This window comes from Streptomyces sp. S.PB5, assembly GCF_030403745.1.
GTDB lineage: Bacteria > Actinomycetota > Actinomycetes > Streptomycetales > Streptomycetaceae > Streptomyces.
In genome coordinates this window covers 80,887-97,775 of the sequence record NZ_JAQMWP010000022.1, presented here as the reverse complement: position 1 = coordinate 97,775, position 16,889 = coordinate 80,887, and the positions used below count along the sequence as shown (strand labels likewise).

Here is a 16,889-nt window from a genome sequence, read left to right as displayed (position 1 = left end):
GTCAGCCGCCGTAACGGCGGTGCCGCGCCGCGTAGTCACGCATGGCACGGAGGAAGTCGACCTTGCGGAAGGCCGGCCAGAAGACCTCACAGAAGTAGTACTCGGAGTGGGCCGTCTGCCACAGCATGAATCCGGACAGCCGCTGTTCGCCGCTGGTGCGGATCACGAGGTCGGGGTGCGGCTGGTCGCCGGTGTAGAGGTGGCGGCCGATCGCGTCGATGGTGACGGACTCGGCGAGCTCCTCCATCGAGGTGCCCTTGTCGGCGGCGTCGAGCATCATCGACCGCACGGCGTCCACGATCTCCTGGCGGCCGCCGTAGCCGATGGCGAGGTTGACGAGTATCCCGTCGATGTGGGCGGTGGACTCCTCCGCCTCCTTGAGAGCCGTCTGCATCTGGGCGGGCAGCAGGTCGGGCGTGCCCACGTGGTGCACACGCCAGCGGCCGTCCGCGGCGAGGGTGCGGACGACGTCCTCGATGATGCCGAGCAGCGGGCCGAGCTCTTCCTGGGCGCGGTCGAAGTTGTCCGTCGACAGCAGCCACAGGGTGACCACCTCGACGTCCGTCTCGCTGCACCAGCCGAGGAACTCCTCGATCTTCTCGGCACCCGCACGGTGGCCGTGGACGGTGGTGGCTTTCGCGGCCTTCGCCCAGCGACGGTTGCCGTCCATGATGACGCCGATGTGCTTGGGCACCTGAGCGTGGTCCAGGTGGCCTTCCACCCGGCGTGCGTAGAGCCTGACCAACAGGCCGCGCAGCTTGTCGCGCAGGTTCACGTGATTTGCCCCTCCGTGCGGATGCGGGTCCCCGCGCGGGAAGCCTACCGGGGTGTGCAGTGGGTGTTGCCTGTGGGGTGCGGGCGGGGTTGGGGCGCCAACTGTGGGGGGTGGTTCTGGTTCGCGGGCGGGTGCGGCGTTCGCTGTGGCCAGTCGCGGCCCCGCGGCGGAGCCGCTGATGCCACAGCCCCGCTCCCCTTAGGGGGGTGCGCGTGCCGCCCTCTTGGACGTGGCCCCTGTGCGCACAAAAAACGGGCCGGTCCGTGGGGGGGAGACGGACCGGCCCGAGGGGGGGTTTCCACCATAACCCTTCGTAAGTGATGCTGCGTGCATCGGCGCGATACAACTACTCTCCGGAGTCGCTCGGCGACGGCGCGATGGGCGCGGAAGGGGCGGTTCATGGCGGATTCATGGCCGAATCGCAGCGGATTTCCCCCGGATCGGGCCCCGGTCCTCGCATCGCCCATGCGTGTGACCTCGGTCGGGAACGTCCGCTTGACGCCGCGGGGCCAGAAGGCAGGGGCACCGCGCAGCCCCCTCCACTGCGCGGTACCGCCCGCGCAGCTTTGCTGACGCGAATTACCTTGGTCTGAACTTACGTGAGAGCGGAGTAAGAAGCGAGCCGACGGTGATAACGATGTGGAGACCTGGCGAATCCCATGAATAGAAAGGGAGGATGAGGGGTCGATGCGCAGATTGCCCGATTTGCTAGTGAATGGCCGTCTCGTTTGCGGCGGGCGTCGCGGCCCGCGCGCCGGCTCCGCACAGCGGACAGATTCCGGCCTAATTCCGCCCTAGCGTCGGACCATGACGATTACCTGGACCGAGGCGAGCGCACGGCGACTGGAGCGGCAATTCCTGGCCACTCCCGCGAAAACGGGCACGACGGTCTCCGATGTGGTCGCCTCGATGCTCGGGGCGCACGCCCAGGTGCTGTCCGCGGCCGAGCTGTCGGTGGGTGTCCGGACCGAGGGGGCGACCCGGGCGGATGTGCGCGCGGCCCTCTGGGAGGAACGGTCCCTGGTGAAGACCCACGGCCCACGGGGGACCGTACATCTCCTCCCCGCCGATGAACTCCCCCTGTGGTGTGCCGCGTTGACCGCGGTGCCGGGCACCGGGGGCTTCGCGGCGGACGCACGGGTCACCGAGGAACAGGCCGAGCAGATCGTGGCGGCGATCGCGGACGCCCTGGACGGGGTGTCGCTGACGGTCGACGAACTGGACGAGCAGGTCGTGGCCCGCACGGGTCCCTGGGCCGGCGACCTGGTGATGCCCGCCTTCCAGACCCTCTGGCCGCGCTGGCGCCAGGTCCTGCACCGGGCCGGCCAGTCCGGCGCCCTGTGCTTCGCCCCCAACCGGGGCCGCAAGGTGACGTACACCCGCCCACCCCACTTCACTCCGCTGCCGGCCGAAGAGGCGCTGCGGACTCTCGTACGCCGCTATCTGCACGCCTACGGTCCGGGGACCCCGGCGTGGTTCGCGAAGTGGCTTGCCGCGCCGGTCGGTTGGGCGAGCGCCCTGTTCGGCCGGATGGCGCAGGCGGGAGAGATCGAGGAGGTCGGCTTCGAGGGGGCGGTGGCGTGGGTGGCGGCGGGCGACACGGAGTTCCCTCGGGACCGGCCGTTCCGGGGCGTGCGGCTGCTGCCGTACTTCGACGCGTACGGCATCGCCGCCCAGCCCCGTGAGCTGCTGTTCCCCGGTGCCGCGTACGCGCGGGCGCTGGCGGGCGGGCAGGCCGGCAACTTCCCGCTGCTGCTGGTCGACGGGGAGGTGGCCGGGGTGTGGCACCAGCGGCGCGCGGGACGTCGTACGACCGTCACGGTCGAGCCGTTGCGGAAGCTGACCGCGCGGCAGGAACGCGAGCTGGGCGAGCAGGTGGAACGGGTCGGCGAAGTGCTGGAGGCGCGGCCGGAGTTGGTGATCGGGGAGGTGACGGTGGGGCCGCACGCGTGAGTCAGCGGTGCTTCCCGGGCGCCGGGGGCCTGCGGGCGTCGAAGAGGTGGCGGGTGCTGTGGGCGACGAAGGGGCCCTCGGACTCGATCCGCTCGTGCAGGGCGCGGAGCCGGGTGTCGTAGGCCTCGACGGTGAAGTCCGGGACCATCCACACCACCTTGCGCAGGAAGTGGACGACGGCTGCGATGTCGTGGAACTCGATGCGGAGCCGCTCGGCACGCAGATCGACGATCTCAAGGCCGGCCGCCTCGGCGTCGGCGCGCTCACGGTCGGGGTGGCGGCCGGGGAGGCCGCCGGCGAGGGTGTCGTGCGACTGGGGCCCGAGGAAGTACTCCACCAGCTCGAACACACTGCGCGGTCCGACGTGCTGGGCGAAGTACGTACCGCCCGGCCGCAGCACCCGCGCGATCTCCGCCCAGTCGGGGGCGACGGGATGCCGGCTGGTGACGAGGTCGAAGGTCCCGTCCGCGAACGGCAGCGGGGCGCCCTCGGCCGAGGCGACGACGGCGACACCCCGCGGGCGGAGCAGGGCGGTCGCCTTGGCGACGTTGGGCGGCCAGCCCTCGGTGGCCACGGCGAGCACGGGCACGCTGGGCGCCGCCCTGCCGAGGGCGAAGTCCAGTACCTCCCCTCCCCCGGTCTGGATGTCGAGCGCGGCGGTGGCGTGCGCGAGGCGCTCGGCCTTGGCGGTGGCGTACCCCCACGAGGGACGCGCCTCGGTGGCCCGGCCCTCGAACCAGGAGAAGTCCCAGCCTTCGGTGGGGACGGCGGTGGCTTCGGTGATGAGGGCTTCGTAAGTGGGGTGGGGGGTGGGGTGGTCGGCCATGGAGGGATCATCGCAGGGGGGTATCGGTGAGCGCCGCCGAGTTTTCGGGTGGGGCGGAGGTGACGGTTGGAAGGAAGACAAGTCCCGAAGAACTCGGCGTCGGATCCTTGTCCAGGTCCAGGATTTCAACCTTGGTTCGAGCGGGTCGCGCGCACCAGAGACGTGCCGGGCCGGAGTCCTCTCAGACCCCGGCCCGGCACGACGAACCTCGGCGTGTCAGCGTCGCGCTGCCCTGCTCATCAGGAACTCGGCGGTCGCGCCCACCAGCAGGGCGAGGCTCACACCCAGCACGCCGGCGTTGATGACGGACGGCCCCTGGGACCACGCCCAGGCGCAACCGGCCAGGAAGGCGACCACGATGGCGATGCGGCCGGCGGTCGTGGAGGTGACACGCAGCGGCTGCTGCCCGGCCAGGCGCCGACGGTACTTGAGCACCAGGATCACCGCCGCGACCGCGATGAGGACGGACGGTCCTGTGAAGGTTTCCATGCCCTCGATCCTCTCTGTACAGATATCCAGTGGAGGGAGGCGGGTTACTTGCAGTAGCCGCCGGAGTATTCGTGCGGGAGGAACGTGGGCACCTTGACCTCCACGCACTTGTTGTCCGAGTCGGCGTTCCAGGCAACCCGGGAAATGTTCGCCGCGTTGAGGACGCCGTACGCGTCGAACGGCGGCGGTGCGGCAGCGAAGAGCACGGCCACGAAGCCCGCGTTCGCGGCCAGGTGAGACGTCTCCTTCTTGTTGAAGTACACCGTGCCGCTGATGATCCCCCACGTCCATTTGGGGTCAGCGACGACCGGGAAGGCGGTGTCGGCGTTCGGGGCGACCGTCTGCGTGACGGTGTTGCCGTCGACTGTGTAGGACGTCGGCACGGCCTTGCCGTCGGCGTCCTTGGCCCACGGGGTCTCCAGACCGCCGATGACCGTCCCGGAGGCGTTGAAGACGGCCAGCCCGCCCTCCGCGGTCTGACGGATCGTCGCCCCGTCGAGCAGGGACAGAGTGAACGACTGCTGTCGTGGGGCGTCGGCGTTGCCGAGTGTGAACAGCGCGCGGAACCCCCCGTCAGTGGTCGCCTGCGCGGCTGCGGTGACGGATACGTCATTCCCCGCGAAAACGCTGGTGTCAGCCGTGCTGGACTGTCGCTTCGCCCCGGTCGCAGGCAGCGTGAGGGCGACGGTGGTGTCCCCCTTCGTCGCCTTGATGGGCTCGTCGCCGCGAACCGGGAGCGTCACCTCGGCGCCGTTCGCCGTCGTGCTCGCTGCGGCTGAGCGCAGGTTGTCGGTCCCGGTCGCGTTTTCGATCACCGCTGCGACGGGGGCGGTGGGGTGGGAGGTGGAGTGAGCGGTGTCAGCCACTGCGGCGGGCGCCAGAGACGTGGTCAGTGCGGCTGCGCCGGCGAGTATGGAAAGTCCGGCTGTTGCACGTCTGCACATGGAGTTGTTCCCCCAGAAGTAGTTCCAGTCCGCTGGTCAGTGCGGACTGATCAACTTCTACACGACCAGGCGCAAACGTTCGCCATGGGGATTTCCCTGGGTTCGCGGGAATTAAATCAACCATTTAGTCAGCCTTGACCGTCAGATGGTGAACTTGCGACCCATTGGAGAGGAAGTTCAAGACAACCGGCGAGAAGTCACCGCCAGAAGGGCTGTCGACAGATTCCTGTGTGAAGTCCATCACTGAGGCGAGGCCGTCGAACTGTTGCTGCCCTCTCTCCCGGATCAGTCCTCCCCACTCCGGCAAACACAAGAAGCACGGCATGAGCGTCGACGGTCCGATTGAGAATGACAGAAATGACATCGATGATGCCCTCTGCCAAGAGATCGGAATCCCGCCGCGTCAGTCTTGGTGTCCTCGCCGCACAGGGCACCGGGCGTGCAGATCGGTCGGCGTCGAGCTCCGGCAAGGGGAACAGCCCGCGCGACGCCGCCGCTCCGGACCGCGAGGTCGTCGAGGTGCGGGGACAAGGAGGCGTCGTCTCGGTCGCACAGGTGTGCTCCGATTTCGAGGGCAAGCTGGGGCGCAAGCTGACCGACAGGGAGTTGGCCGAGACGGTCGACCATGAATTGCAACGGGATCGAGCACACGCAGGTGGGTGATCGGGTCCTCGTCGTGGTGGCCGACGACACGGAACCGGCGACTTGTCCTGTACGTCGAAAGGCCATGGCTGAGAGGGCAGTTATGGCTGCGAGAACGGGTACGGCTGAGAGAACGGGCATAGGGCGAGTCGTCGTCGCCGTCGCGATGGCTGCCGGGGTGCTCACGGGCTGTGCGACGGCCGGTGAAGACGGAAGGGAGGCCCGATCGGCCTCGTCCGGTCGGACAATTCCCTTCGACCTCTACACACATTGCGGAATCGACGAAGCCCGTATCGGCTCGACATATTTCGAAGCGGTGACTCCGCTCTCCGACGGTTCGGGAAATCCGCCCGAGGGGTGGGACAACCCCACCCAGCGCGGCACGATGACCTTGAAGTCCGAGACGGAGGCCGTGTTCACGGATGATGCCGGGCATGAGGTGCGGTTTCGTGTGAGGCCGGGGGCGAGTGATTTTAAGCGGGTCTGCGCATAGTTGGCCCGCACCAAGGGGCTGCTCGGGCGGGAGTCCCTCGACGGGCCCATCCCGCTCTCCCGGCCGCCGCTGACACCTGACTCGTCACCGATCATCAGGATGCGATAGCGGCAACCCAGTCGGCGGTCCTCACAACGGTCGGCCCGGCTACTTCATCGCCACCAGAGATGTACGCGACCCAGCGAAGTTCGTCGCAGGCGAAGAAGGACTCGCCCCATGTGTCCACCCAGATTCGCACCCTGTCCTCGCTGGCCTGTGTCAGGTCCCACCAGGCCCAGCCGCGGAATTCGGAGTCGGGGTCGAACTGGAACAGCCACTCCTGCAGATCCCACGGCCCTCCCTTGACGGCCGCCGCGTAGCGATCCGCGCCACGGCGGGCGAAATCGGGAACCGCCCCGGCCAGACCGCTGCCGGCGGCGGCGAACCAGCCGGGAACGGTGTCGACGGGAAGGTCGTCGTCATCGAATGACGCGGACACAGCCAGGTCCAAGGCCGCACTCAGCACGGACCGCAGCCTGCGGCTGTATTCCTCGACCGGGCTGTTCGTCACGACATCGAACGCGCACAGGACGGGAGGGGCGTCATGCACCGGCGGCCTGAGCGTCAGCCGGACCTTCTCCTGCTCGATGTCCTCGACCTCGTGCAACATTTCAGAGGTTCTCCGTCAGCCTTCCTGGACCACTCTGCCCAGGTACTTCGCCACTTCTTGCCCCCGGACGGGAACACCACCGTGACGTCCACGCGCCAACACCTCTATCTGAAGCAGGTGTTGTCCCCCCGGGAAATGATGTTCGAGCTCGGAACCCTGCCAGATGCACATCTGAGACAAGGCGCCGGCAGCATCTTCTCCATGGATCCTGGGCGGGCCTTCCGGACAGCGAGCCGGGGTGTGCGGAGGGAGTCCCCTGCGCAGGCCGCGATCCGGCCTGTGTCCGGCAGACCCAGTTGCGCCAGCACAGCAGGGATGGGAGAAAGTGCAGCGGCATGCAGCGCCGCCTCGTGGTCAGCAGGCCAGGAACGGGGAGGAGTGTGCCGTGACTGCGCCGATGGGTTGAGCCCAACGGGAACACCCTGACCACGCAAGTGCAAACGGAGAGGCCATGGGGAAGCATGACCGCCTAGTAGTTGACTACACGCTTCTGGGTGATTCGAAGACGAACCTGAAGGACATCAAAAGGGCTCTCAAAGGCGTCGACAGACACCGCGATGACATCCATGGCATCTGGGGCCATGACAGCGTCGCTGACAAAATGGGTGACTTCGTCGACAACTGGGACAACTATCGGCGTGAACTCCTTGAAAACGTCGAGGAGTTGGGCAAGCACGTGGAGACCGCACTCAAGAGCTTCGAGAAGCTGGACCTCGATCTCGCGAACGCGAACAAGAAGAAGCACGGCAAAAACGGGGGAAACTGACCGATGGGCACGGGTAAGGGCAGGCGCCGACCGGTCGACTGGCATCCGCTGGCGGAGAAGGACCCCGTCCCCGGCGATCCGGAGGACATCCGCGACGAGGTCACCAGGATGACGAACCTCGCGTCGACCCTCCGCGACCAAGCCGCCATCCTGCGCAAGGCCGCCACCGGCGACGCCCTGCAGGGCAAGTACGCCGACAAGATCCGCGAGAAGTCCGACGACCTCGAGAAGCATTTCCGCGAGACGGCGGCCCGCTACGAACGCGTGGTCGGCGACCTCGGCAACTGGGCCAACGAACTGGAAGGTTTCCAGGAACGAGCCGACAGCGTCCTTCGAGCCGCAAAGGCGGCCGATGAGCAACGCGCCGCTGAGGTGAAGAAAAAGGAAGCCGAGGCCGAGAACGACGGCAAGGGCAGCAGCAAGATTTCGCCGGAGGATTCCGACCCCGACAGCCATCTGGCGCTGTACCACAAACAGCTCGCGCAGATCCGTGGCGAACGCGACTCCCGCGCCCGGCATTACGCCGAGAACATCGGCCGCGACATCTCCGACATCATCGAGGACAGCTGGTGGGAGGACCGCAAGGACTGGGTGCACGAGCATGCGGACACGATCAAATCCGTCGTCGAAGCCCTGAGTTGGATCGCAACCGGCATCGGGGTCATGGCCCTCCTCTTCACACCGGTCGGATGGATCGCCACCGCCATCACGATCACGACCATCAGTCTCACCGCGCTGGTCGGCATCGGACACGCGGCGCTGGCAGCCTCCGGTGAGGGGAGCTGGGCGGATGTCGCCATGGACGTCTTCGCGTTGGCGACCTTGGGATTCGGCAGCGTTGCGATGAAAGGCGTGAAGTCCTCGGTAACAGCGCTCAAGACCGCAAGCCGGGCGGAACGGTTCCAGCGCTACGCAAATCTGCGCAAGCTACTCAATAGGAATGTCATGCGGTACGGTGCCGACTCGGTCCGTGGCTCGAAAGCGGCGCGCGCACTGCAACCACTGCGACAGCTCGGGGCACGAGAGGTCCGCCCCGGGGCGACCCGGCTGGAACGGCTACTGGGGGGCGACGGGGAGGTCATCAGCGCGAGCAAGTTCGCGAAGGCTATGCGGGCTGAGTTCGGGGGGAATTCCGGTGTGCGGTCGGCGGCTGACGCGACAGAAGAGGCCGTGAGGAATTTCCGCTTGAACTACTTGGCGGCCACCTCCGTAGACCTCGGAGACAAGGTCGGCGAAAAGGGCCCCTGGAAGGACCAGTACGGTGATGCCAAGAATGTCCTGACGCGTGAAGTCGGGAGCCGCTGGTGAAGAATCCCGCACAAGGTTCGACCGACATCAACCAGGCACATTAAGATTCGCATCCAAGTTTTCTGGAGTGGGAGATAGTGGCGACTGTCCCGGCAAAAAGCCCAGAAGAGTCTCGAGCCATGAAATACCTTGCCGTTTTCACTTTGACGCCTATCCTCTGCTTTGCCTTCCAGGACCTCGGAAGTAAACATGGAGGACTGGACTGGCTAACCTATGGATATGCGGCTTGGCCGATGATGATTGGGCCTGTCCTGATGCTGCTCCTGTTCATCCGGAACCGAGAGCTGATCCGTGACCCGCGGAGGGGCGCCAACTTCTCCCAGGTGATCAAGATGGTCTCCTTCCTCTACCTGATCCCCAACCTATTCGCGGCACTCGGCTACACCTGGCTGGCCTGGATTTCAGTGCTCTCCATCCTGACGATCTTCGCAGCCGACCGCCAGCTCAAGAAGCAGCCCCGCGCATGAACACATCCGACCTGGAGAAACAGCCGCTCCCCCTCAAGACGACCGCACCCCACCGCTACGAACTCATCCTGCCCCCCGGCTGGGTCCGCATCCCCCTGCGCGAGGGCACGAAGGAAGCACTCGAGAAGGTCCTCTTCTCGCACATGGGCCAAGTCCCCGAGGGCATCCCCCGGGACGACGCGATGCGCTTCCGCCTCGACATGCGTCGCCAGTTGGAGAAGCAGGCCCGTGCCGCCCGGAGAAACGGGGGCCTTGACCTCTACCTTCCGGTGCGCCCGCGCGGGGGAATCTTCCTCATGGCCTCGTTCATCGTGGCCGAGATGCCGATCGCTCAGGAGCATGCCGTTCCGCCGGAGGCGGTGCTCGCTCAGCTGGTCGACGACGGTGTGCCCGGCGGAGTGGCGACAAGGGTCGACGTAGCGGGGGCACCCGCACTGCGCCGTGACCACCGTCCCGCCCTTGACGAGGAGGAACTGCCGACACGGCGGGTCGATTACGTGATCCCCGTGGCGAACGATCCCGGCCGCTGGCTCAGCATCACCTTCTCCACGCCCGGTGACGGCGACGTCGACAGTGAATTCACCGGTGTGCTGGTCGAGTTGTTCGATGCGGTGGTCAGTACGTTCAGATGGAGTCACGAGTGAGCTGGCTCAACGTCAAACACGCCATGGATCTGTCTCCTTGGATCCGCATCCCGCTCATGTGGCCGGAGCCGGGACTTGAGGACGTCGAGGAGGCGCAGAGCCCGGAGGCGTGGGCGCGTTACTGGGCTGAGGGTCTCTGGGAGGATTTCGCGCCGGAGAAACCGAAGCCGGGCGAAGTCGAGCTGCTGACCGACATCCTGTTGATGTACGCCCTCCGGGCCCCCGCCGCCTATCCGGACTTCGAGGTCTTCCTCCATCTCCCACACCCACGGGAGATCCCGCTTCCCGCGTACGTCGACCTGGTCGAGGTCGAGGAGGGCGAAGACCGGGAAGCGGCGCTGCGTGAGCTGACCCATGCCGATGCGACCTACACCATCGAGCCGCCTGTCGTCGAGGACTTCGACTCGCCGTATCTCGGCGCCGGCATGCGCGTGCTGCGCTACTACCAGGACGAGGACAGCAACGAGGTACACGTCGGCCTTCGTTACGCCTGGCGCTACGAGAAGGGCCCGGAAGCCGCGGACGTCCTGATCATCCTGGCCGACCCCGACGCCGGCCGGATCCTCCGGGCTCTCGACGACGTGGACGAATTCGCCCGCACCATCCGGATCAGCCCGGATGAGGAAGCGGACGCCTGGCAGTCCTCATGATCTCGACCATCTGCCGCTCGGCGGGCCCGGGCGCCACTCGGTGCCCTGGCCCGCCGCCGCGCTCACCACCACTCAGCGGTTGACGGCCTGGATCTCCTGTACGACGACGTCCTGCGTGGCGCCGAAGCTGCCGTCGGGCAGGTCGCCGCCCGCGTTGCCGGTGCCGGTCCAGGTGATCTTCCAGGTGACCGTGGCCTGGAGCGGGTACGTGCCCTCTCCGGAGGAGCGCAGGTATTTCACTCCACAGGGTGGTGCCTGGTCGGCCTTGCCTTTCGCGTACGGCTCGCCGATGCGGCCGTTGTTGATCTCGCAGACGCCGGACGCCGGGTAGGTGACGGCGTCGGCCGTGCCGGGCTCGATCTTCAGGGAGACCGGTTCCGCGGTGGCGGTTGCCGAGATACCGATCGCTTGGACGGAGGCCGTGACGGAGACCGGCTTGAAGTCTGCGGCGTCGAGCCAGGACCAGGTCGGGAGGTTGACCTTGGTGGCGTTCGCGGGGGCCAGGGTCACCTCGGTGCCGGGGACGCGGATCTCGTTGTAGGCGAGTTCGGCGAGGATCTCAGGGGTGACGGCGTTCTCGATGTCGGCGGGCGGGGCGTCGCCCGTGTCCACCCAGAAGGGGCCGTCGTCGCAGGAGTCCCAGCCCGGGGGGTAGCTCTCGTCGACGTAGGAGTCCCACCAGTAACCCTTGCCGGTCTTGTCCTTGTTGAAGCCCTTTTCCTCGTCGTCTGCGTTGTACTTCTTCCGCTGCTCGGCGTCCCACTCCCAGCCCGTCGAACCGGCCTCCCAGATCGGCTCCAGAGTCTTCTGCAGCTGCTCCGGGGTGTACTTCGGGGCGTACCAGCAAGGGGGCGGCGTCCAGGAAGTAGTGGAGGTCAGTGCGCCCGTGGAGTTGCCGCTGCCGTTCTTCGAACGGTCGAAGACGACGCCGACGGTCACACCCAGCGTGCCGTCGTCGTTGGAGTTGGCCCCCTGGTTTGTATCTCCGTCGCCGACATCACCATGGTCGTCCAAGTCCGCGAAGGCGGTCTGTGACGCGAAGGCAGAAGCAAAGACGAGCGTCAGAACCGTTGCGGCTCTCGCCAAGTTCCTTACGGCTGGCATGCCTTGTTCCCCCTGTCGGACACAACGTTGGCGGTCTGCCACACACCGTCGGCGTTCTTGGTCAGACTCGAGTGGTACAGCACGTAGGAGTTGGCCGTGGCCGCCTCCTTGTCGACCTTCTGCGTCTTCCTGTCCTTGACGTACGCCTTGCTCTCGTCGGAGCAGTAGGTGACGTAGGCCTTCGCCTTCCCGGAAAGTTCCACTTTGTAGTCGAAGTACTTGATCTCACCCACCCAAGTATCACCGGAGTCGATGAAGCGCCGGATGTAGGTGATCGACGACTCCAAGGCCTTGCCCGTGTTGTAGAAGCCGAGCGCCTCTGTCCCTGTGTCCCCCTCGAAGATCGCCTCATTCAGAGAGCTGACGCTCAAAGTGCTGTCCGACAGAGCCGCGTCCTTCGCCGCATCGCCGGTCTTCTCGTACTCGAAGACGTTCTTGGCGTCCGACGGGAAGGTGATCTTCGGGCGGCCGGCGGCCTCCGATGGGCTCGGGCTCGGGGACGACGTGTCCTTCCCCGTGTCGGCTCCCGCGATCTTGTCCTTGTCGCTGTCCTTGGAGCTGTCATCGCTCCCGCACGCGGACAGCGTCAGGGCCGCGGTGGCGGTCAGTGCGATCGCTGCGAACAGGGTGGGGCGGCGGTTCACGGATGGCTCCCGGTGAGGCGAGGCTTCTCTTGAGCGAACCAAAGCTATCCAGCGGCGTGCGGCGGCACCAGGGTGAAGCTTGTCAACGATCGAGCCGTATGAGACCAAATCGGACGGTCCCAGGCCTGGTTGGGCGGTAACGGTTGCGTAACGCGGCGGGCTGCTTGATGGGGGCCGCGGCGAACACGTCATTCCAGTTATGAACGAGCAAAGGAGAAAGCGGCTGAGCGGTTGAAGACGGGACTTGATCTTCTCGACGGCTCACACACCCTTGCAGGTGTCCTGTTGAGAGATCGGACGGCAACCGGCTCTTCGGACGGTCTGTGGACTCTGACGCGCTCGGGCGCAGGGATGCCGAGGCTGCGTTGTCGCTGTCCGCCGTTCCCGCTGCTTGGGCGCCGCCGGCTCCCGGTGGGGCGAGGCTCCTCTCGGGCGAGGCAAAGGTATCGACCGGCGACGGTGGGCTCCTCCCTGGCCCCATACAGAACCTGCTCCCCAGCCGATACGTTCGGTTCGCACGGCACGACATGCCGGGCGGGGCGGAAAGGTGGTCTGTGGTGGGGCGAATGCGGGACGGGCAGGGCACGTTGGTCGTGTGGGGGGAGTCCGCGGATGTCTCCGTGCCGTTGGAGATCGCCGCCTCCTACCGGGCTCGTACCAAGGGGCTGCTCGGGCGGGAGTCGGTTGAGGGGGCCATCCTGCTGTCGCCTGCCAACAGCGTGCACACCTTTCGTATGCGGATGGCCATCGACGTCGCGTATCTCGACCGCAGGATGAAGGTCATCGCCGTACGGACGATGACGCCCGGGCGGCTGGGGAGGCCTCGGCTGCGTGCTCGGCATGTGTTGGAGGCGGAGGCCGGGGCCATGGCGGGGTGGGGGCTGCGAGTCGGGGCGCGAGTGGAGGTGTCGGGCCGCGGGTGAGCGGCCCCCGTCGGGTCACGCCATCGCCTCTCCCTGGGGCGTTGCGGCCCGACCGACTAACCCTGCTTGGGTTGATCGGACTTCAGGGCTTCGATGAAGGGGGTGAACGAGGTCGCCGGGAAGGTGAGGGTGGCGCCGGCCGGGGTCTTTGTGTCGCGGATGGCGATGTGGGTGGGCGAGTTGGCTATCTCGACGCAGGCGTCGCCGTCGCCCTCGCCTGAGTAGGACGACTTCCGCCAGTTGCCCGAGGGGGTCATTCGGTGCCTCACAGCTCTCTCGCCAGCTCGTGGATGAAGTCACGCGACCGGTCGGGGTCGAGTGACGCAGCCTCCACCATACGGAAGCGCATTCGATAGCTGGTGAGCTGAGATTCGGCGTCGAGAAGGATTGAGCCATGGGGCGCATCTCGCACCACGGTGTCCAACTTGGGCAAGGGCCCTCCCGCATACGTCATAGTGCTCGACGCCCTGGCAAAGCCGTTCAGGTCGAAGGGGATGACGCGCACGGTGATGTGGTCCGCCTTGGAGAGCTCAAGGAGATGGGCGAGCTGAGTCTTTGCGGTGTCGCGGTCGCTGACTCGGATCCGGAGCGCCGCCTCATGGATCACGGCTTCGTAGGGGATCCGGCTCTTCTGGCGCGCCTTTCTATGCTGGATGCGCAATTCAAGCTCTTCACCGGTGAGTTCTGGCAGCCTGGCTGAGAAGACGGCACGTGCGTAGTCCTCGGTCTGAAGCAGACCCGGCACGAACAGCATGTCCACGCTCCATAGAAAACGGGCGTGGTGTTCCAACTCGGACAGGTCCAGGAAGGGCTTGGGCAGCAAACCCCGGTACTCCTCCCACCAGCCACGGGTCCTGTCAGCCGCCATCGCCGCCAATGCGTCGATGAAGTCCTTGTCCGTGCAGGCGTAGTGGGATGCGAGTCGGCGCACTCGCTGCTCGCTCACGCCCACGACTCCAGATTCGATCTGGCTCACCTGGACACGTTGCACTCCGACAAGCGCCGCCGCCTCGATGGCGGTGAACCCAGCGGCTTGGCGGAGCCTGCGCAGCTCGACCGCCAGGCGCATCTGACGTGCGGTCGGTTCACGCCTCTGCGACATCAACAGCTCCTCGTTCGGGGGCGAATCACGCGATCAGCTTGCTAGACGTTACACGTTACGCCTACCGTCAGTGATGCAACGCACACTCTGCGGAAGTGCACCGCTCCGCCCTGCCATGCCATGCCGGCTGCGGCAACGCCACCGCGCCCAACTCCCCCTCATCCAAACGGAGTTCTTCGCATGCCCGAAAACGATCCCGCCCCCTGGGAGTACTGCCTCTACATCCCGAACGACCCCAGAGCCGTCACCGTGAGCCGCCGCACCCTCCGCCTGATCCTGACGATGCACGACCTCATCGGCCTGGTAGACCTCGACGAACTCCTAGCGGCGGAGCTGGTCTCCAATGCCGTACGGCATACCAGAGGGCCCGCGGCCCTTCGGGTGCGTTGGTCGGAGGGGGTGCTGCGGATCGGGGCCTGGGACGCCGACCCTGAACCACCCGAACCGCCGGGGACGTTGGCGGAGATCACCGACGCGGAGGAGGGCAGGGGGTTGGCGCTGGCCCGGGCGTGCGCCACCACGTGGGGATGGCATCCGCTCGCCAGGAACGGCAACCGGGGGAAGCTCGTGTGGTGTGAGCTTGCCGCAGCTTGAGAGGTGACCGTTGGGGGGCGGCTGGCCGGGGCGCTGGGCGCTGAGCGGGTTTTCCGGGTTCTGCGTCTGGGGTTCTGCCCGCAACGCGTGACGGAGTTCATGCGGCTAAGGACGTCGGTGCGGGCTTCCGGGCGGTCGGCGCGGTCGGCGCGGTCGTGGGCGAGAGGTCCCCGGTCGCAAGCTTGAAGGGGAGACCCCCGGACTTGGGCTCGGCTCGGTCGGGAGGCCCCTGGGCTCGGGCTCGGCTCGGGCGATGAGTTCTTGCGGGCCGCCCGGTCAGTACCGGCATGACTGAGATGAACACGCCGCCGGTCGTCTCCCGCCGGGAGTGGCTGGCCGCCGTCGACACCCTGCGCGACCGGGAGAAGGCACACACCCGGGAGGGCGATGCGATCGCCGCCGCCCGGCGACGCCTGCCGATGACCGAAGTGGACCCGTCCACCCCGCTCGTCACGGGCCACGGGACCGTCCCTCTGATCGACGTCTTCGAGGGCCGCACCCAGCTGTTCGCCTCGTACCACATGTGGCACGACGGCCGCTCCGCCGCCGGCCAGTGCGAGGGCTGCACCTTCTTCACCGGCCAGGTCCGCGAGCTGTCCTATCTGCACCAGCGTGACGTGACCTTCGCCGCCTTCTGCCAGGGCCCCTACGCCGAGTCCGACCGCTACCGCCGCTTCATGGGCTGGGAGATGCCCTGGTACTCCGTCCCCGCCGAGTCGTACGAACGGCTCCTCGCGGACCGCCACTTCGGGATGAAGGCCAGCTACTTCCGTGACGGGGACCACGTCTACGAGACGTACTGGACCACCGGCCGAGGCGTCGAGCCCATGGCCGCGTCCTACGGGATTCTCGACATGACCGTCCACGGACGGAAGGAGGCCTGGGAAGACTCCCCGCCCGGCTGGCCGCAGCCCTACGAGACCGACGGCCGACAGTTCCGCAAGGACGGACGGCCGACAGCACAATGGGCACGGATCACCGCCGGCCACGACGACAACCTCCACAACACACCCCCCGGCCCCGCTACCCCGAGCTGCTGCTCCCGCCCTGTCGCATAGACCTCACCTGACCACCACCAACCACACTCACCCGGCGATTGGCAGATCTGTTCCACTCGAGGCTGCGCCGACCTGGGCTTTCTCACCCACCTCATGGAACAGATCCGCCAATCGCTCCCCTCCTGGATCGGATGCGTGTCCATCGGGCGGGTGGTGCTGGGGAGCGTCAGGTTTGGTCGGGTGACATGTACGGGTGCGGCCGGGGGCGGTGATCCCCGTCAGTCCTCCCCCCGCGGGAAGGACACTTCCACCCGTCGGTTCTTCTTGCGGCCCGTCTCGGTCGAGTTGTCGGCGATGGGGTACTGCTCGCCGTAGCCGCGGATCTCGTAGGTGATGCCGGCGTCGTTGAGTTCGGTCTCCAGGACGTCCTGTACGGCGTTGGCGCGCTGTCGGGACAGGACGTCGCCGTGGGCGGAGGAACCGAGGTTGTCGGTGAAGCCGAAGACTCGGATCCTGGTGGCGTTCTGGGCCTTGATCTCGTCGGCGATGGCGGCGATGCGGGCCTTGGACTCGCCGCTGAGCTTGGCGCTGTCCTTACTGAAGAGGACCTCGGCCTGGAGGGCGAACTTGACGTCGGCGTTGGTGTCCTCGCGGCGTTCCTCCCCGCCCTCGTCCTCGACGACCTGCTTGATGTCCAGGACCTTGGGCTCGGCGAGGGTGCCGCCCTCGGGGAGTTTGAGGTCGGGGTCGTTCGGGTCGACCTCGACCGGGGCGGAGGCCGAGGCCTCGGTGCCCGGAGGGACGCTCGGGTCCCCGTCGGCGCGGGCCGCCACGGCGCCGTACAGGTTCGTGGCGACCATGACCGTGGCGGCGGTCATGACCAAGGCCATGCGGGGGGCGGTGAAGGTCATGGGCTGC

21 protein-coding genes are annotated in these 16,889 nt (G+C 66.9%); 11 read left to right on the top strand and 10 right to left on the bottom strand.

Annotation, left to right across the window (positions count from 1 at the left end):
- Position 1: 1 nt before the first annotated feature.
- The gene (locus tag PH203_RS41155; RefSeq protein ID WP_289927152.1) at positions 2-775 is read right to left on the bottom strand and encodes an isoprenyl transferase; all 774 of its coding nucleotides are present in this window, start codon (positions 773-775) and stop codon (positions 2-4) included.
- An 807-nt stretch (positions 776-1,582) separates the two neighbouring features.
- Between PH203_RS41155 and PH203_RS41150 the strand changes: the two genes are divergently transcribed.
- Positions 1,583-2,728, top strand: coding sequence for a winged helix DNA-binding domain-containing protein (locus PH203_RS41150; RefSeq protein WP_289927150.1), 1,146 nt, complete (start codon positions 1,583-1,585; stop codon positions 2,726-2,728).
- A 1-nt stretch (position 2,729) separates the two neighbouring features.
- Here PH203_RS41150 and PH203_RS41145 read toward each other — a convergent pair whose 3' ends face one another.
- The 3 genes from PH203_RS41145 to PH203_RS41135 all read right to left on the bottom strand — a co-directional run bounded on the left by PH203_RS41145 (position 2,730) and on the right by PH203_RS41135 (position 4,858).
- On the bottom strand, positions 2,730-3,554 hold the full coding sequence (locus PH203_RS41145) for a class I SAM-dependent methyltransferase (RefSeq protein WP_289927148.1): 825 nt from the start codon (positions 3,552-3,554) through the stop codon (positions 2,730-2,732).
- A gap of 216 nt (positions 3,555-3,770) precedes the next feature.
- Positions 3,771-4,043 (bottom strand): hypothetical protein, encoded by a 273-nt coding sequence (locus PH203_RS41140; RefSeq protein ID WP_289927147.1) that lies wholly within the window; start codon positions 4,041-4,043, stop codon positions 3,771-3,773.
- Between the two features lie 44 nt (positions 4,044-4,087).
- Positions 4,088-4,858 carry a hypothetical protein gene (locus PH203_RS41135; RefSeq protein WP_289927145.1) on the bottom strand — a complete coding sequence of 257 codons (771 nt, stop codon included), beginning with the start codon at positions 4,856-4,858 and terminating at the stop codon, positions 4,088-4,090.
- 486 nt (positions 4,859-5,344) lie between these two features.
- On the opposite strand from PH203_RS41135, the gene PH203_RS41130 reads away from it, so the two are divergent.
- Positions 5,345-5,650: a hypothetical protein gene (locus tag PH203_RS41130; protein WP_289927144.1), complete on the top strand. Its 306-nt coding sequence runs from the start codon at positions 5,345-5,347 to the stop codon at positions 5,648-5,650.
- Between the two features lie 566 nt (positions 5,651-6,216).
- Here PH203_RS41130 and PH203_RS41125 read toward each other — a convergent pair.
- The gene (locus PH203_RS41125; RefSeq protein WP_289927143.1) at positions 6,217-6,771 is read right to left on the bottom strand and encodes a hypothetical protein; all 555 of its coding nucleotides are present in this window, start codon (positions 6,769-6,771) and stop codon (positions 6,217-6,219) included.
- Here PH203_RS41125 and PH203_RS49805 point away from each other — a divergent pair.
- The 6 genes from PH203_RS49805 to PH203_RS41100 all read left to right on the top strand — a co-directional run bounded on the left by PH203_RS49805 (position 6,706) and on the right by PH203_RS41100 (position 10,606).
- Entirely contained in the window at positions 6,706-7,197 is a 492-nt protein-coding gene (locus PH203_RS49805; RefSeq protein WP_354671304.1) for a DUF6082 family protein, read from the top strand. The genes PH203_RS41125 and PH203_RS49805 overlap by 66 nt on opposite strands.
- Positions 7,198-7,222: 25 nt before the next feature.
- A complete protein-coding gene (locus PH203_RS41120) occupies positions 7,223-7,537 on the top strand; it encodes a hypothetical protein (protein WP_289927141.1) in 315 nt (104 codons plus the stop codon).
- A gap of 3 nt (positions 7,538-7,540) precedes the next feature.
- Positions 7,541-8,845 (top strand): putative T7SS-secreted protein, encoded by a 1,305-nt coding sequence (locus tag PH203_RS41115; RefSeq protein ID WP_289927139.1) that lies wholly within the window; start codon positions 7,541-7,543, stop codon positions 8,843-8,845.
- Positions 8,846-8,964: 119 nt separating this feature from the next.
- Positions 8,965-9,312 carry a hypothetical protein gene (locus PH203_RS41110; RefSeq protein ID WP_289927138.1) on the top strand — a complete coding sequence of 116 codons (348 nt, stop codon included), beginning with the start codon at positions 8,965-8,967 and terminating at the stop codon, positions 9,310-9,312.
- Entirely contained in the window at positions 9,309-9,956 is a 648-nt protein-coding gene (locus PH203_RS41105) for a hypothetical protein (RefSeq protein ID WP_289927137.1), read from the top strand. Before PH203_RS41110 ends, PH203_RS41105 begins: the two co-directional genes overlap by 4 nt.
- Positions 9,953-10,606: a hypothetical protein gene (locus PH203_RS41100; protein ID WP_289927135.1), complete on the top strand. Its 654-nt coding sequence runs from the start codon at positions 9,953-9,955 to the stop codon at positions 10,604-10,606. The genes PH203_RS41105 and PH203_RS41100 overlap by 4 nt, the downstream gene beginning before the upstream one ends.
- A 72-nt stretch (positions 10,607-10,678) precedes the next feature.
- Here PH203_RS41100 and PH203_RS41095 read toward each other — a convergent pair whose 3' ends face one another.
- On the bottom strand, positions 10,679-11,710 hold the full coding sequence (locus PH203_RS41095) for a hypothetical protein (protein ID WP_289927134.1): 1,032 nt from the start codon (positions 11,708-11,710) through the stop codon (positions 10,679-10,681).
- Positions 11,698-12,354 carry a hypothetical protein gene (locus tag PH203_RS41090; RefSeq protein ID WP_289927132.1) on the bottom strand — a complete coding sequence of 219 codons (657 nt, stop codon included), beginning with the start codon at positions 12,352-12,354 and terminating at the stop codon, positions 11,698-11,700. The genes PH203_RS41095 and PH203_RS41090 overlap by 13 nt, the downstream gene beginning before the upstream one ends.
- 557 nt (positions 12,355-12,911) lie before the next feature.
- Here PH203_RS41090 and PH203_RS41085 point away from each other — a divergent pair.
- Positions 12,912-13,277, top strand: a complete 366-nt coding sequence (locus PH203_RS41085) for a DUF192 domain-containing protein (RefSeq protein ID WP_289927130.1) — start codon at positions 12,912-12,914, stop codon at positions 13,275-13,277.
- Positions 13,278-13,333: 56 nt separating this feature from the next.
- On the opposite strand, the gene PH203_RS41080 is transcribed toward PH203_RS41085, so the two are convergent.
- Both PH203_RS41080 and PH203_RS41075 read right to left on the bottom strand, forming a co-directional pair.
- On the bottom strand, positions 13,334-13,534 hold the full coding sequence (locus tag PH203_RS41080; protein WP_289927129.1) for a DUF397 domain-containing protein: 201 nt from the start codon (positions 13,532-13,534) through the stop codon (positions 13,334-13,336).
- 8 nt (positions 13,535-13,542) lie between these two features.
- Positions 13,543-14,379 (bottom strand): helix-turn-helix transcriptional regulator, encoded by an 837-nt coding sequence (locus PH203_RS41075; RefSeq protein ID WP_289927128.1) that lies wholly within the window; start codon positions 14,377-14,379, stop codon positions 13,543-13,545.
- 180 nt (positions 14,380-14,559) lie between these two features.
- Between PH203_RS41075 and PH203_RS41070 the strand changes: the two genes are divergently transcribed.
- Together PH203_RS41070 and PH203_RS41065 are read left to right on the top strand one after the other, a co-directional pair.
- Positions 14,560-14,973 carry an ATP-binding protein gene (locus PH203_RS41070; protein WP_289927127.1) on the top strand — a complete coding sequence of 138 codons (414 nt, stop codon included), beginning with the start codon at positions 14,560-14,562 and terminating at the stop codon, positions 14,971-14,973.
- 287 nt (positions 14,974-15,260) lie between these two features.
- Positions 15,261-16,031, top strand: a complete 771-nt coding sequence (locus PH203_RS41065) for a DUF899 family protein (RefSeq protein ID WP_289927124.1) — start codon at positions 15,261-15,263, stop codon at positions 16,029-16,031.
- 218 nt (positions 16,032-16,249) lie between these two features.
- Here PH203_RS41065 and PH203_RS41060 read toward each other — a convergent pair whose 3' ends face one another.
- Positions 16,250-16,882, bottom strand: a complete 633-nt coding sequence (locus PH203_RS41060) for an OmpA family protein (RefSeq protein ID WP_289927123.1) — start codon at positions 16,880-16,882, stop codon at positions 16,250-16,252.
- Positions 16,883-16,889 lie beyond the last annotated feature (7 nt).